This is a genomic window from Pararhizobium mangrovi, from assembly GCF_006516965.1.
Taxonomy (GTDB): domain Bacteria; phylum Pseudomonadota; class Alphaproteobacteria; order Rhizobiales; family Rhizobiaceae; genus Pararhizobium_B; species Pararhizobium_B mangrovi.
In genome coordinates this window covers 31999-48151 of the sequence record NZ_VHLH01000029.1, presented here as the reverse complement: position 1 = coordinate 48151, position 16153 = coordinate 31999, and the positions used below count along the sequence as shown (strand labels likewise).

Sequence of the window (16153 nt, the reverse complement as noted above, 5' to 3'; positions counted from 1 at the left end):
CGACCTGCGCTTCAGCCGCTTCGCCGTATCGATTGAGAAATCTCACCGGCAAATGAAGCGCGGTGTCGGCCGCTCCGAATGTCCAACCTCCGAGAGCTTGCCTTGCGGCATCCGCTCCCAGACGTGCAGTTCCACGTCGCTTCCTGCTTCTGCGGCGCGCTTGGCGTTCGTTATTGCATAGTCGGGTAGCGCCCCTTTTGGGTGCCGACGTGAATTGAGACAGCAGGTAGAAGAGTTCACGATCGGTCGCGTCGGTTCAATCACGTCCCCGCGACCGCCTGTTTCGCTTGAATGCGCGGGCGATTGTTCGCACATTGGCGGAATGGCAGAAGCGAGGACCAGAACCGACACCGAGCGTGGCTCGAGCCCGGCATCGCGCGGTGCGGCCGGCGCCTATATCGAGGGCGAGCTCGGCGCGCTCTATCTGCTGGCGCTCCTGACCGGCAATAGGGCGCCGGGGCTGCCCGATGCGCGCGTCACCAGCGTGCGCTTCCAGGGCGTCGAGCAAGGTTTCAAGCTCGATGACCTCATCATCAAGGGCGTCGGCGCCAGAGGGGATGCGCTGCTCGAAATCCAGTCGAAACGCGACATCCAGTTTTCGCCAAAGGACGCGGTCTACAAGGACGTCGCCCATCAGATCGCCAGCAGCACGATCAGCGACGTGCCGGCGGAGCGCCATCTGTTCGGGATCGCCACGCAGCGGACCAGCCGCAAGATTTCGGGCGCCTATCAGGATGTGCTGGGCTGGGCACGCAGCGTGGAAACAGCGTACGAGTTCTTCACCCGGCTGGGCGCCAAGGGCGTGGCGAACGACGACATGCGCGCGTTCGTCGCGACGACGCGCGCGCATCTGGTCGCAGGCGGTGTCGCCGATGAGGATGAGGCGATCTGGCGGCTGCTCCGCCGGATGCTGATCCTCGAATTCGATTTCGAGGCAAGTGCGCCGATCGCGCGGACCTATGGTCTGGCGCTTGCGCGGATGGCGCTGGCCGACGAGCAAGTCGCACGCGCCGAGGCGCTGTGGAGCCGGCTGGTCGATCTCTCGATCCAGACAGGCACGCGGGGTGGCGAAATCGACGCTGCCGCGCTCAAGGCCAATCTCGCCGAGGCCGATTTCAAGCTCGCCGGTGAACGCGATTATGCCCCGGCACGCGCGCGGCTCGCCGAACTCGCGCATAACACCCTCGCGCCGATCGGGACGAGCGTCGCGGGCGTGACGCTGCCGCGGCTGATGGCGGTCGCGGCGCTCGACGAGGCGGCGGAGACGCAGCGCTTCATCGTCGTGCGCGGCGATACCGGTGTTGGCAAGTCCTGGGTGCTGCGCCACTATGCCGAGCGCGTCGCCGCGCGCGCCCCGATCATCGTCCTCGACCGTGAGGCGACACCGCCGAGCGGCTGGCTGTACCTGGCGAACGCGCTCGGCATTCCAGGATCGGCGGACGCCTTCCTGACCGATCTGGCGACGAGCGGCGGGGCGTATCTCTTCATCGACGGCATCGACATGATCGACGATGCGGGGCGCCAGCGCACGATCAGCGAGTTGCTGCGGGCAGCTTCCGCTATTCCCGGCTTCACGGTGATCGCGACCGCACGGGGGGGCGACGCCAGCGACGCCATTCCCTGGCTCGACGCTGGAATCGCGACCGCGCTTGGCGGGCTGCATGCGGTCGAGGTCGGGGCGCTGTCGGACGAGGAAGTCGCGATCCTGGTCGACCAGGCGCCCGAACTCGGCATGCTGCTCGATGCCAGCCATCCCGCGGCCCAGCTTGCGCGCAATCTCTACCGCCTGTCGCGATTACTCCGCGAGCCGAGCGCCGCGTCGGTGCGGACCGAAGCCGAGCTCGCGCAGCTGTGGTGGACCAGTGCCGATGGCGCGCCTGCGGCCGAGGTGCGGGCAGCGCAGCGCATCCTCGAGGCGCTGGCGACCGCCGCGCTCAAGGGCGAGGCCGGGATCGATCTCGCCGAGGATTCGCCGGCCCGCGACCATCTGCTGGCTGCGCAGTCGGTCCGCGAGGCCAGGCGCGACCGGCTCGATTTCTACCATGACGTGCTGCGCGACTGGGCGATCGGGACCTATCTCGTCGAAGACCCGTCCCGCTTGGCCGGTTTCGACCTGAGCGGGCCCGTATCGCCGCGCGTCGCCCGTGGCGTCGAGATCGCCGCGCGGCTCCTGCTCGAGACGGGCAAGGATGCGAGCGCCTGGCTCGACCTGCTCGCGCATCTCTCGCCGCCGAGCGCGCACGGGTCGTGGCGCCGCCAGGCGATCATTGCCCTCGTCCGATCCGAAGTCGCCATAGACGTGCTCGATAAGGTGAGCGTCTCGCTCCTCGCCGAACTGTCCACCACGATCGTCGCGGTCGAGACGCAGGTGGCGGCAGACGTCATCACCCTGCCTGACGGATCGAAGGTCGATCTGCCACGGTCGTACCGGACCGATGTGACGGGATCGTCGGTCCTGGTGCTGCGCTGGGTGCTCGGCCACGCCGCCGAGATCCCCATGTCGGCAATCGGCGCGGTGGTCGAGCTGGTCGTGGTCCAGACCTTCTTCCTCAAGATGCTCCCCTCGCTCGCCGAGCGCACCGCCCGGCTGCTGTTCGGCTGGCTCTGCCAGCTCGATCTGCGCGACACCCCGGTCACGATCCCGGGAATGGACGGTCGCGCACGCTGGGCGAGCGACGCACGGCGGCAGACGATCGACAAGCTCCGGCTAATGACGATGCTGCTCGGGTCGTTCGCGCCGGACGCGCTCAAGGCCTATCTCACCGCGATCACGAGCGACGGCGACCATCACAAGATGAAGGATCTGCGCCAATTCTCTAGCGTGATCGCGCCGGTCGCGCCGGCCGAGCTCGCGGCGATGGTCAAGGCGAGCCTGATCGAGAAGAAGGACAATCGGCGCGCGCGGGACCGGGCGATGGAGCGCGCCTTCAGCTTTGCCGACAGCGACTATCTGCCGCCGTCGCCCGCGCAACCGCCGTTTCTCGACCTGCTGAATGCCGCGCCGGCTGAAGGACTGGCGCTGATCCGGGCACTGGTCGAGGAGGCGATCGCGTTTCGCACCGACGGGCGCGAGCCCGGCGACGATGGTATCGCAGTCGACTTTGGCGAGGGGCCGCGCTTCTTCCCCTGGGCCTGGAGCTATGGCTGGTCGCGGGGCCGCGGCAATGAATATGCGGCCGCCTCCGGGCTTTTGGCGCTGGAGGCGTGGAGCCAGAAGCGGCTCGATGACGGCGATCCGGTCGAGGCGGTGTTGGCCGACATTCTCGGACCCGAGGGGAGCGCCGCCGCCTATCTGCTGATCGCGATCGATGTTCTCCTGTCGCACGGCACGATCGCGCGCGTGCCGCTCGCGCCGTTCCTCGCCAGCCCGCAACTGCTCGCCGACGATCGCACCCGGCAGATCCATGATCAGATGGGGTCGGGGCTCGACACGCTTGGGCTGAACAAAGAGCCGAAGGGTCCGGTGCGCATGGCCGATCTTCGAGCACGCCCGTCGCGCGGCTATTCGCTGGTCGACACCCTGCCGAATTTCCTCGCCGATGAGCCGGTCGGCAACGGGTTGCGGACAGCGCTCGCGGCCGCGGTCGAGACGCTTGAGCCTTATGGCGCGCACGCGACGTTGAGCGACCCGGAGCTGGCCGGACGGAACGCGCTCAACCTCCTCACCCGGGCGAACTGGTTCGAGCGGGACGGCGGCAATCTCGAATATCGCTCGCCGCCGGACGAGGCCGCGCATTTCGCGGCGCTCGAAGCCAAGCGCGACGTGTCAGTCCAGGCAAGCGGCATGGAAGCGCGCATTTCGATGGCCGCCGAGGGCGGCGACTACGCGACTGCCGACACCGCGCGCGACGCGGTTGCCTATGCAGAGGCCGGCGTGCCCGATGGCAGCGATACCGACGTGCTCCAGTCACGCTCGACGCGGCTGATCACGACGGCGCTGCTGGTCGCGCGCGACGGCGACGACGCGCTGCTCGCGGCGAACGAAGCCTGGGTCCGGCAAGTGATCGCCATCGCGCTTGAGGAGCAATCCGATCGCGGCGGCGGCTCGCACGACACGCTGCGCTACAACCGCCCGGCGATCGCGATCTTGGCGCTGATCCATCTCTGGGCGCGGCAGGGCCAGACCGGCGACCGCGATGCGCTGGTCGCGCTGGCGACACGACAGGACCGGGCGCTGGCCCCCGCGGTGGCGGCGGCGGTCCAGCGCATCCTCGAGATCGAGCCACGCCTCTTCAAGGCGATGATGCGCGCGGCTTTTGCCAGCATGACGTGGCGCTGGAAAAGCTACGAGCCGGAAGACGAGGCGCCCCACGCGGCGTTCGAAGCGGAACGTGCCGCCGGGATCGATGCGGCGGTGGCGGCCGAGCTGGCCTGGCTTGACGGCGGTGCGGAGCCGGACTGGCCAGCCTGGCCCGACGAGCGTCCGAACCTGCGCCGGACTAGCCGGATGCGAGTGCCGGGACCGGTCACGCCGGAGGAGTTCGACGCCGACGACGTGCTTGAGACGGCGATCGACGCGTCGCCGGCGATCCTTCATGCCGATCATCGGGCGGCCGCCCAATGGCTCGCGATGATCCAGTCGGTGCCTGCCGGCGCGATCGGCTGGCGGCAGGAGATCGTCTCGGCCTATGCCGAGTGGACGGGGCGAATGAACGGGCTGGGCTATGCGGCAGATGCCGAGGTCAGCCGCGACCCGAACAACTGGAATATGCACTATTACGCCTTCTACGCCGAGCGGCTGCTCGACGGGGACGATGCGGCGTTCGCGGCCGACTTGCCGTTCGTGACCGACCTGCCGGACGCGCCGTTCGGCGAAGTCGCGCAAACGGTCCAGCATGCCGCCGACGCGCTCTATTTCAACGACAGCGGCCGTGCGGCGGCGCGACCGGTGGCGCTGCGCGAAAAGCTGGTCGGCCGTGTGATGACCCTCAACCGGTGGCAGCATGCCCGCGACCCTGCCGAAGCGCGGATCGACATGGAGAGCGGCGGCGTCATCGCGAAGATGCTGTTCAACACCTATGGGATGATCAACGGGACGCACAGCTATTTGCCGCGCGCCCTGTTCGACAGGGTCGATCCATTTCTGCCGGTGCTGCGCCCGATGTTGCCTGACGGGCAGACCGTGTTCGTGGCGTGCTGCACGATGAACCTGTTGCTGGTTGCGCCGCGCGCGCGGCATCTCGACTTCCTGCTCGACGCAGCCGAGGCCTGGTTCGGCCGCACGACATCGCCGGGCCTCTGGATCGCGGCGGGCGTCGGCCGTCAGGTCGTGCAATGGCTCGAGGCGGTGGTGGTCGAGGACCCGGGATTGCTCGCGCTAGCTCATCCGGCGCGAACGCGGATCGATCGGGCGCTTGGCCAATTGGTGGCGGTTGGTGTCGCCGAGGCGCATGATCTGGAGCGGCGCATCACAGCGGAGGCCGAAGCCCCGGTCGTCGCGCCCGTCGCCGGACTGAGGCTTGGGGCGGGGCGCTCCCCGCAGTAGGGATAAGGCAAGACCGTCGGGCTCGCCTCAGCGAGCTTGTCCCTCTCTTCCCAAATCGCCTTGGGCACAAAGCAGCCTGTGGGTTGACTACCGCGTGCTGACACCGACTGCCAGCGTCTTTCTGAGACGTTTGCGGATCTTCGTCAGCGCCTCGTCCGCTTCCTGGTCGTTTTCAACTTTCTTGGGCATAAACGATCTCGCATTTCCGCTGGTGGCGCGCGGAGACGACGGCCGCACTAGGCTGTAGTGAATTTGCGCTTCTGGGTGGCCACACCATCGATGACCTATTTTTTGGTGGCGCCCGAAATACTACGGTCGACACGCGTACCTACCGAAACGAGCGACACGAACGGTCCCGAGTCTCAGAGTACCTTGACCCCCTAGATGAAGGCCGCGATTGCGCTCATACCATCAAGGTACAGCTTGATGCGGGGCGATTGCATCCCGACTGGCGTGGACTTCAGGAATGAACCGACGTGGTTGACTGCATTCGGACCGACTCTTCCCAAGCCGGTGCCATGAAGCTCCCCCTTGGCCAGGGCAGCGTTCATCGCTTTGCCTGATCGCTCTGACCGATGTGCGATGTGATTGCGGATCGCGATCCACGCGTTAACCGACGCCTTCTGAGCTGCCGTACGTCCTGTGATCCGACCCGCTGATGCAGGCACAAGCCATCTGTTCGCAGCTTCGATTAGCTCGCCAAAATGGCTGAATGTGATGTTGTTGCCGCCGGCATCGACGAGCTCAATTATGTCGCCCTTCTTGATATGCACCGGCACCGAGAGGCTGGCATAGTTGGTGTAAATGGTCTTCTGCTTGGTACTCATACCCGCTTCGAGGGCGTCTTTTAGGTGTTGTCGGAAGCGGGTCGTGTCGCGGTTGATGTACGCGATGAGCAGATCGCTGACGTAGCCTTCCCAAAGCACGGCGGCCGCAAGGAACGTGTGTTCAACAAGCAGAGTACGATCCTTGTCCCCTGTCACGGCGGCGAAGGCCGTGTCATAAAACGAGACCACGTCTGCCAACCCGGCAGCAAAGTCGTTGCGAACATCATCCGGATCCGTTTTTCTCATGTCGCTTACCTCCCCGCGTGCGATGAGATACATACCCGCGCCAATACCAAGGACAATCGCCACGAGATCAGCAAGACAGACCGCTACTTCACCGCGTTCCTATTTGCCCTTATTTCATCGGCGCTATAAAGGAACCTCGCTGGCATCGCAAAGACCGAGCTCAACCTAACGAAACTAAGAATCGGCATACGCTCCAAATGTCCGTTTAGGGTCAAATTCGTCGCCAGCGTGACGCCGATAGCTGCAATAGGTCGTCAAGCTGACGAGGCAAAACTTTGCCTGATGAGGCAGATCCAGAACGGCAGCTTACCGCCGAGCGATACCCAGAACCGGACTGTCAGCACCCGGCACCAAAACTGCCGATGCAATCACAAACCAGGACGGCTTTGATTGGTTGGCTTTTTCGCCATGCACGTCCAGACGGCGAAGTGGGGAAATCAGTCCTTGCATGCCTCACGACTCAAGAAGCTCTGAGCCTTCGTTGAGACCGTCAGCCTGTGTAGCCCAGTCCCCTTGATACAGAAGCAGCGGCCTGCGTCACCAACTTGATAAACCGATTGATGTCGGAATCTTGTGTTCGGAACGATGGCGCCGCGATGTTCAGGCAGGCTATGATGCTGCCGTCGATAGCGAAGACAGGCGCAGAGACCGAAACGAGCTGGTCGCTCACTTCGCCTCGGCTGACGCAATAGCCGCCTGCCCGAATACGGCGGACCTCCTCTTCCAACTGGTCACGCCGTGTCAACGTGTTCCTGGTGAACGCGATCAGCTTCTCCGGAAGCTGGCGATCGCGCTCTGCCGGAGGAAGAAACGCCAGGATCGCCTTGCTCGAGCCCGCGTAGAGCGGCCTGCGCCTGCCGATCACCGCGTGCACCCGTAGATCCCGTGACGGTTCGAACTTGGCGATGCAGAGCGCCTCGGCATCATCCCGCAGGCGAAGTTGCACCGTCTCGTTCACCTTGAGCCCCAGATCCTCCATGATCGGGCTCGCCAGCTTGACCAGATCGATCTGCCCGGAGGCGGCAGTGCCGAGAACGAGAATGGCGTCACCGAGCCGGTAGCCGTGCGAAGCGTCGCAAAACACCATGGCGTGTCGTTCCAGTGTACGTAACAGCCGGAAGGTTTTTGCTTTCGTCTCTCCGACGCGGCGCGCGATCTCCGAAACGCCGCATCCCGGCCGTCGAGCAACCTGCATCAGCACGACCAGCGCCGCGTCAACAGATTGAATTACATAGCGATTATCTTCATTCACTGGTGTTCGAGTCGTCTTCTGAACTTGTCATCCCAACGTCGTATTGGCTGCGATAAATCAGGCGTCGTAAGCGTATCACCAGTTAATACGCAACGTTTTTCCGGTTTGACAAGCCGAAAACCCCTTTGCTGTACTCGGGAAAATGATCGGCATTGGCAGTGCCGGTCGAGATACAAAGTTTAGGCGATGAAAAACGGGGAGTGATGCAATGGGTATCTCGATAACGCGACGCGAGTTTGGGCGAGGCTCGTTGATCCTGGCCGCAGCGGCCTCGATGCCAGGCCTCGCCAAGGCCAAGGATACCGCTCTCACCATCGGCGTTGCCGCGCCCTTCACCACCCTCGATCCGCACGAGCAGTCCAATTCGCCGAACAATGCGACGAGCCGACACATCTTCGACAGCCTGATCAACCGTGGCGGCAAGGCCGAGAACAATCCGCAACTCGCGACCAATTGGAACAATACCGACGACACGCACTGGGAATTCGTCCTGCGGAAGAACGTCAAGTTCCACGACGGAAGCGATTTTACCGCCAAAGACGTGGTGGCTTCGCTTCTGCGGGCACGCGACAAGCCGAGCCAGTCCTTCGCCTCCTACACGCGCAACATCAAGCAGGTCACCGCAAAGGATCCGCATACCGTCGTGGTTGAGACGACTGTGCCGGATCCGATGATCCTCAACTCGCTGAGCCGCATTCGCATCATCAGCGCGAAGTACGCCAAAGCCGATGTATCTGAGTTCGACAGCGGTAAAGCGGCGGTCGGCACCGGTCCGTTCAAATACAAGTCCTATATGCCCGGCGATCGCCTGGTGGTTACGCGTAACGAAGACTATTTCGCAGGGCCGGCCCACTGGAGCTTGGTGACGCTGCGCATCCTGCCCGACAATGGTGCGCGTCTGGCGAACCTGCTGTCCGGCGATGCGGATCTCATCGAGAACCTTCCCGCGCAGGGCATCGACCGCGTGAAGGGCAGCAGCAAGTTCGATATCATCCGGGGCCAGTCGACACGGCTCGTGTTTCTCGGAATGGACATCGAGCGTGACAAGACACCGGACATCACTGCCAAGGACGGCTCGCCGCTCGACAAGAACCCGCTCAAGGATGAACGAGTCCGTCGCGCTATGCTGATGTCGATCAACCGCAAGGCCATCGTCGATCGTGTAATGGAAGGCAACGGCACCGTCGCCCACCAGTTCGTCGCGGAGGGATATGCCGGACATTCCGACGACGTCGAACCCGTCAAGTATGATCCGGAGCAAGCCAAGAAACTGCTGGACGAAGCTGGCTGGAAAGATGGGTTTCGGCTGACGCTGCACGGTCCATCTGGCCGTTACGTCGATGACAGCCAGGTGCTTCAGGCGGTTGGCCAGTTCCTTGCCCGCATTGGTATCGAGACAAAGGTCAACGTGATGCCGTGGGCGGTCTATTCGGAGAAATACAACGACAAGTTATACGGCGTGTATCTGGCTTCGTGGGGTATCAACACGGGCGAAGTTTCGAATCCGGCTTTGGCGCTCGTTGCCAAACGCGATTCCAAGGCAGGTACCGGTCGGTATAATGCCGGTGGCGTGGACGATCCGAGACTCAATGCTTTGATCAAGGAGGCGACCCGTACGCTCGACGAGAAGAAGCGCACGCCGCTCCTTGAGGAAGTTTCGGAAATCACTTTCAACAACCTCTATCTTTTGCCGATGCACTACGAGAACGTAGTCATGGGCGCAAAGAAGACGATCAAATACGAGCCGCGCGGCGACAAGTACACGCTCGCATATGAGGTCAAGCCGGCCTGACCGCCGGCTATCCTCCTTCTTCTCCGTTCAAGGGAAATCCATGCAGGAACTTGGCACATCCGCGGCCGCGGCGCGTGCGCGCGCCATCTATGACTACGGTCATACCGCGATCTTCGCGTCATCCTTCGATCCGCGCTTCCACATGCTTCTCTATGTGCCGCCGGCTGCCTCCGACGGGCGGAAGATCGATCTTCTTGTCGCCGTGCATGGGACGGGCCGCACCTCGGCCATCGAATTTCGCGACGGCTTCGCCGAGTTCGGCCGCTATCACGACTGCGCGGTGCTCTGCCCGATCTTCCCGATGAACGTGAGGGGAGACGGCGCGCGATCCGGCTACAAATACATCGAAGAAGCTGACATCCGCTACGACAGCATCCTTCTCTCCATGGTCGAAGAGATGGCCGAGAAATACGGCCAGGACTGGAGCCGCTTCGCGATGTTCGGCTTTTCCGGCGGGGGGCACTTCACCCATCGCTTTGCCATCCTGCATCCCGAGCGGCTGTGGGCGGCCAGTATCGGCGCGCCGGGCTCGGTGACGCTGCTCGATCCAGGCCGCGACTGGTGGGTCGGCATCCGTGACGTCGCGGAACGCTTCGGCAAGCCCTTCGACGCCAAGGCGCTCGCCCGCGTGCCGGTGCAGATGGTCGTCGGCGGGCTGGACCTGGAAACGTGGGAGATCACCCACAAAGAAGGATCAAAATACTGGATGGATGGCGCAAACGACGCCGGAGAAACGCGCGGGCAGCGTCTGCGAACGCTGGCGCGTTCCTTTGAGGCCGCCGGGGTGAATATCACATTCGATGAAGTGCCCGGGGTCGCGCACGACCGCATGAAGGTCCTCGACCGCGTCAAGGACTTTTTGGCAGAGACCCTTGCCCGGAGGCGCGCAGCATGAAGAACGCCACGATCGTAGCGCCGCAGCCCGAGGCGGTGGAGGCCGGCGCCGAAGTTCTCGAACGCGGCGGCAACGCCGTCGACGCAGCGCTCGCCTGCGCCTTCGTTCAGGGTGTCGTCGACCCGCAGATGAGCGGAGTCGGCGGCTTCGGCTCGATGCAGGTCTACATGCCGAAGCGCGGCGTGCATGAGATTCTCGAATTCTATGCGCTCGCTCCTGCTGCCGCCACGCCCGACATGTGGCTCGACAAGCTTCTCGGCCAAAGCCGCGATGGCTTCGGCTTCGTGCTCGAAGACAACATTTCCGAGATCGGCTATCTTGCCTGTTGCACGCCGGGATCGCTGAAGGGATACGAGACGGCGCTGCGCGACTACGGGACGTTTGAGTGGGCGGACCTGATCGCGCCTGCAGCCCGGATCGCCCGCGACGGCTTCATGATCCGTCCGCACATGCACTGGTACTGGACGAAGGAACAGACCGCCGACGGGCAGGTGAACACACGCGACAAGCTTGCCTACTCGCAAACCGGCCGCCGGGTCTATTTCCATGAGGACGGATCGCTGCGGTCCGTCGGCGATCGACTGGTCAATGCCGATCTCGCCGCTACGCTCGAACGGGTCGCCGAGAGCGGCGGCTCCGACATCTTCTATCGTGGCGAAATCGCGGAACAGATCGCGGCCGATTTCAAGGCCAGTGGCGGACTGATCGACCTCGACGATCTTGCCGCATATGAAGTCAGCAAGGCGCGCCCGGTCGAGGCGACATATCGCGACCATCGCATCGCCACCAGCCCGCCGCCGGGCTCGGGCTTTCCGATGCTCGAGCTCCTTAGGATCCTGGAGAATTTCGACATCGCGAAGATGCGCCACGGTGGCGCGGAGCATGTGCGCATCCTCTTCGAAGCGATGAAACGCATGACCCGCGACAAGGATGCCCACATGGGGGACCCCGCCTATGTGGAGGTTCCCGTGGAGCGCTTGCTTTCCGACGAGAACACGCGCGCCCATGCAAAGAGCATCCGCAAGGGCGAGCGCGCTAGCGTCGAGCGTCTCGACCTGTCACAGCGAGACACGACTCATATCTCGGTCATCGACCGCGACGGAAACGCCGTCGCGATGACCCACACGCTCGGCAGTCCCTCCGGTGCGATCACCGAAGGACTGGGTTTTATGTACAATGGCACGATGAGCCGCTTCGATCCTCGGCCGGGTCGCGCCGGATCGATCGCCCCGCGCAAACGGCGAGCGAGTTCGGCGGCACCGACCATCGTGTTTCGAGGCGACGAGCCGTTCATCGTTATCGGCGCACCGGGCGGAAGCTATATCGCGCCTACCGTGGCACAGGGCATCATGAACATGGTCGATTTCGACATGAGCATTCACGAGGCCGTCTCCGCACCCCGCATCGTCGGCGTCTCGAACACGCTCGATATCTGCAACCGCATCACCCGCGCGGTCGAGAAGACCATGCGCGAGGAGGGGTATACGGTGTCACGCTCACCTCAGACTTATGCCTTCGCGGCGTTGCACGCCATTCGTATCGATGACGGTATCTCGCGCGGTGCGGCCGATCCGCAGCGCGACGGCATGGCCATCTCGGTCGGCTGAACGGCGGTTACGGGATGTTCGCTTCCATTGTCCGCCGGCTGATCCAGGCTCTGTTCGTTATCGTCGCGATGACGATCATCGTCTTCATCGGCGTGAACGTCATTGGCAATCCGGTCGACATTCTGATCAATCCGGACGCCAACCAGGCGGAGCGTGCTCGGCTCATTGCCCATCTCGGTTTGGACAAGCCGCTGTGGGACCAATATTTCGTTTTCGTTACCGGCGTTCTGCACGGCAATTTCGGCAACAGTTTTGTCTACAGTAGGCCGGCGCTCGACGTGATTCTGGAACGCTTGCCCGCAACCATCGAACTTGCGGTCTCCGCTCTGGTCATCGCGATCGTCATCGGCATCCCGCTTGGCATGTATGCGGGGCTTCGTCCTCGCTCGCCGATCTCCCGGTTGATCATGACGGGTTCGATCTTCGGGTTTTCGTTGCCGACGTTTTGGGTCGGGTTGATGTTCATCCTGATTTTCGCCGTGCAACTGGGCTGGCTGCCCTCGAACGGGCGCGGGCAAACGGCCGAACTCTTCGGTGTCCAGTGGTCTTTCCTCACCCTCGACGGTCTGCGCCACTTGCTCTTGCCGGCGCTCAACCTGGCGCTTTTCAAAACGTCGCTCGTGCTGCGTTTGACCCGCGCCGGCGTTCAGGAAATCCTACCTCAGGAATATATCAAGTTCGCTCGCGCCAAGGGGCTTCGCGAAGGCCGCATCGTCCGCGTCCATGTCCTGAAGAACCTGCTCATCCCTGTGGTCACGGTCATCGGCGTCGAGTTCGGATCGCTCATCGCCTTTTCGGTCGTCACGGAAAGCATCTTCGCTTGGCCGGGCGTCGGCAAGCTCATCATCGACAGCATCCAGATGCTCGATCGTCCGATCGTCGTCGCTTACCTGATGATGATGGTTGTGCTGTTCGTGTGCCTGAACTTCATCGTCGACGTGCTTTACACGCTGCTGGATCCGCGCGTCCGGATTGGCGCGGAGGGATAGACTGTGAACCCAAATCTTGCAGAGAGCACGGACGGTGCAATCGTCGAGCCTCAGCCGGAAGCGCCGGCGGAAGAGGGGCGGCATCTCTGGCGTTCTTTCTTCGCCTCGCCCGGCGCCGTGGTCGGCCTTGCCCTTCTGGTGATGATCGTTCTCGCCGCCGTCTTTGCGCCGCAGATCGCCCCGCAGAACCCATACGACCTAAACCAGATCAGCATCATGGATGGGCGCCTGCCTCCTGGCGGGGAATCGATGATGGGTACACACTTCCTGCTCGGCACGGACGGGCAGGGGCGCGGCATCTTCTCCGGCATTCTCTTCGGCCTGCGTACTTCGCTTCTCGTCGGCGTTCTCTCCGCTCTAGCGGCGGCAAGCATCGGTACCCTCATCGGGCTTTTTGCGGCCTATGTCGGTGGGCGTACCGAGAATTTCCTGATGCGGCTGGTCGATCTCCAGCTCTCGTTCCCGACGATCCTGATGGCGCTGATGATGCTCGCCGCGCTCGGCAACGGCGTAACCAACGTGATCATCGCGCTTATTATCGCCGAATGGGCAACCTATGCCCGTACGGTCCGCGGCACGGCTCTCGTCGAACGCGAGAAGGAATATATCGAGGCGGCTCGCTGCCTGAAGCTGCCGACGTGGCGAATCCTCTTCTTCCACCTGCTGCCGAACTGCCTTGCGCCGGTAATCGTCATTTCCACGATGCAAGTGGCGCGCGCCATCAGCCTGGAAGCTACGCTGTCCTTCCTCGGCCTCGGCGCATCGGTTACCCAGCCGTCGCTCGGCATGCTGATTTCCAACGGGTATCAGTATCTCCTGTCGGGGCTATACTGGATCAGCTTCTTCCCGGGCATCGCGCTCTTGCTGACGATCGTCTCGATCAACCTGGTCGGCGACCGGCTGCGCGACATCCTCAATCCGCGGAACGTCTAGAATGACGCAATTGCTGGACATACGGAATCTCGTCACCGCGTTTCCCGCCCATGGCAAGCCCGCCGGCTTGCGGGCAGTCAATGAAGTGTCGCTGAAACTCGATCGAGGCCGCATCCTCGGCCTCGTCGGGGAAAGTGGGTCCGGCAAGTCCGTGACCGGTTTCTCCATCATGGGACTCGTTGACCGGCCGGGTCGGATCGTTTCCGGCAGCATCTTGTTCGATGGCACCGACCTTGCGAAGCTTCAGGGCGAAGAGATGCGCCGTCTCCGCGGCCGTCGGATCGCGATGATCTTCCAGGATCCGATGATGACGCTCAATCCCGTGCTGCGGATCGGGACGCAGATGATCGAGGCGATCAAAGCGCATGAACCCGTGCCGGATCGCGAGGCGCGCGAGCGTTCGCGCGATGCGCTGGGCCAGGCGGGTATCTCGAGCCCGGAAGAACGCCTTGCCGCCTATCCGCACGAATTTTCGGGCGGCATGCGTCAGCGCGTGGCGATCGCCATCGCCATGCTTCACCGGCCCGACCTGATCATCGCCGACGAGCCGACGACCGCCCTCGACGTGACGATCCAGGCGCAGATCATCGCGCAGGTCCAGACGCTGGCGGAAGAAAACCGCACGGCGGTCATCTGGATTACCCATGATCTTGCCATCGTCTCGCGCCTCGCAGACGAGATCGCTGTCATGTATGCCGGACGCATCGTCGAGACGGGGAGCGCCCATGATGTGCTTGCCGCGCCCCGCCATCCCTATACGCGTGGCTTGATCGCCTCCGTGCCGAGCCAGAACACGCGCGGAAAGCCGCTGGCGCAGATTCCCGGCATGACGCCGAGCCTTGCACGGCTGCCGCAGGGTTGCAGTTTCCGCACCCGCTGTCTACGCGCCGACGACGCCTGCCTCGTCGTGCCGGGCATCGAATGGCAGGGTGATCATGGCTACCGCTGCTTCCATCCGACCGGAGGATCCGACTCTTGACGTCTCCCGCAAGCGGAAGCGCCACACCCCTCCTGCAAGCGCGCGACATCGCAATGCGGTTCGGCCGCAAGCCGGACATCGCCGCGAAGATGGCGATCGGTCTGAAACTCGCCAAGCCGGGGGGCATCGTCCACGCGCTCGACGGTGTCTCTCTCGACGTTGCGCGCGGCGAGGTCGTCGGCGTCGTCGGCGAGAGCGGCTGCGGGAAATCCACCTTCGGCCGGGTAATGGCAGGGCTTCTGAAGCCATCGGCCGGCGAGGTGCGCTGGAACGGCCGCTCGGTCGGAAAGCGGGCTTCGGCCAATGACGCCGCTGCCGGGCTAGGCACTCAGATGATCTTCCAGAACCCGATGGCAGCGCTCAATCCGCGCATGTCGATCGAGAACATCGTCGGCGAGGCACCGCGTGCGCACGGCCTCATTGAGGGCAAGCGGGCGGACTACGTCGACGCCTATCTGAAGATGGCCGGTTTCGATCCGACGATGAAGAAGCGGCTGCCGCACGAATTCTCCGGCGGTCAGCGGCAGCGCGTGAACATTGCGCGTGCGCTGGCGGTGCAGCCCGAACTTCTGATCTGTGACGAGAGCGTCGCAGCACTCGACGTCTCGATACAGGCGCAGATCCTCAACCTCTTCACGCGCCTGCGCAGCGAACTCGACCTGACCTATGTCTTCATCAGCCATGATCTCGGCGTGGTCGAGCATATTTCCGATCGGGTGTTGATCATGTACCTCGGCAGGATCGTTGAGGAGGCGCCAACTGAGGAGGTGTTCCGCCGGCCGAACCACCCCTACACACAGGCACTTCTGTCTGAAATTCCGCGCATCGACACGACCAAGCGCCGCTTCCAGCCGATCAAGGGGGAACTTCCAAGCCCGCTCTCACCCCCGACCGGATGCCATTTCCACACCCGCTGCCCGTATGTCATGGACCGATGCAGGGTCGATGTGCCGAAGTTGAAGTCTTTGGGTAACGCGCACCTTTCCGCGTGCCACCTCAATGAATGACCGGTTAATTAAAAAGCGCAGGAATTGATTAAAAAGATTTTGGATCTGAATATTGAGCCCCTGATGGTCGGCCGCTTTGTCGATCATGCTATCACAATCCCTCACCTCCGCTTTCCGTCCCAATGAACGACAGATTTTGCG

Annotated in this window: 10 protein-coding genes; 8 read left to right on the top strand and 2 right to left on the bottom strand. The window is 63.2% G+C overall.

All coding sequences use genetic code 11. The features are described from left to right. Positions 1 to 322 precede the first annotated feature (322 nt). On the top strand, positions 323 to 5485 hold the full coding sequence (locus FJU11_RS14555; RefSeq protein WP_141167797.1) for an NACHT domain-containing protein: 5163 nt from the start codon (positions 323 to 325) through the stop codon (positions 5483 to 5485). A gap of 380 nt (positions 5486 to 5865) precedes the next feature. On the opposite strand, the gene FJU11_RS14550 is transcribed toward FJU11_RS14555, so the two are convergent. Then, entirely contained in the window at positions 5866 to 6558 is a 693-nt protein-coding gene (locus tag FJU11_RS14550) for a hypothetical protein (protein WP_141167796.1), read from the bottom strand. A 490-nt stretch (positions 6559 to 7048) separates the two neighbouring features. Next, positions 7049 to 7810, bottom strand: coding sequence for an IclR family transcriptional regulator (locus FJU11_RS14545; RefSeq protein ID WP_235891045.1), 762 nt, complete (start codon positions 7808 to 7810; stop codon positions 7049 to 7051). 220 nt (positions 7811 to 8030) lie between these two features. On the opposite strand from FJU11_RS14545, the gene FJU11_RS14540 reads away from it, so the two are divergent. From FJU11_RS14540 to FJU11_RS14510, 7 genes are read left to right on the top strand one after another with little or no spacing between them, the layout of a single operon-like run. After that, complete coding sequence (locus FJU11_RS14540) at positions 8031 to 9602, top strand: ABC transporter substrate-binding protein (RefSeq protein ID WP_407946729.1); 1572 nt, start codon at positions 8031 to 8033, stop codon at positions 9600 to 9602. A 40-nt stretch (positions 9603 to 9642) separates the two neighbouring features. After that, positions 9643 to 10497 carry an alpha/beta hydrolase gene (locus FJU11_RS14535; protein ID WP_141167794.1) on the top strand — a complete coding sequence of 285 codons (855 nt, stop codon included), beginning with the start codon at positions 9643 to 9645 and terminating at the stop codon, positions 10495 to 10497. Further along, entirely contained in the window at positions 10494 to 12104 is a 1611-nt protein-coding gene (ggt, locus tag FJU11_RS14530) for a gamma-glutamyltransferase (protein ID WP_141167793.1), read from the top strand. The genes FJU11_RS14535 and ggt overlap by 4 nt, the downstream gene beginning before the upstream one ends. A gap of 14 nt (positions 12105 to 12118) precedes the next feature. Then, positions 12119 to 13093 carry an ABC transporter permease gene (locus FJU11_RS14525; RefSeq protein WP_141167792.1) on the top strand — a complete coding sequence of 325 codons (975 nt, stop codon included), beginning with the start codon at positions 12119 to 12121 and terminating at the stop codon, positions 13091 to 13093. Positions 13094 to 13132: 39 nt separating this feature from the next. Continuing rightward, on the top strand, positions 13133 to 14026 hold the full coding sequence (locus tag FJU11_RS14520) for an ABC transporter permease (RefSeq protein ID WP_141167813.1): 894 nt from the start codon (positions 13133 to 13135) through the stop codon (positions 14024 to 14026). A gap of 1 nt (position 14027) precedes the next feature. Further along, positions 14028 to 15005, top strand: a complete 978-nt coding sequence (locus tag FJU11_RS14515) for an ABC transporter ATP-binding protein (protein ID WP_141167791.1) — start codon at positions 14028 to 14030, stop codon at positions 15003 to 15005. Between the two features lie 53 nt (positions 15006 to 15058). Then, complete coding sequence (locus tag FJU11_RS14510; protein ID WP_141167812.1) at positions 15059 to 16012, top strand: ABC transporter ATP-binding protein; 954 nt, start codon at positions 15059 to 15061, stop codon at positions 16010 to 16012. The last annotated feature ends 141 nt before the right edge of the window (positions 16013 to 16153 follow it).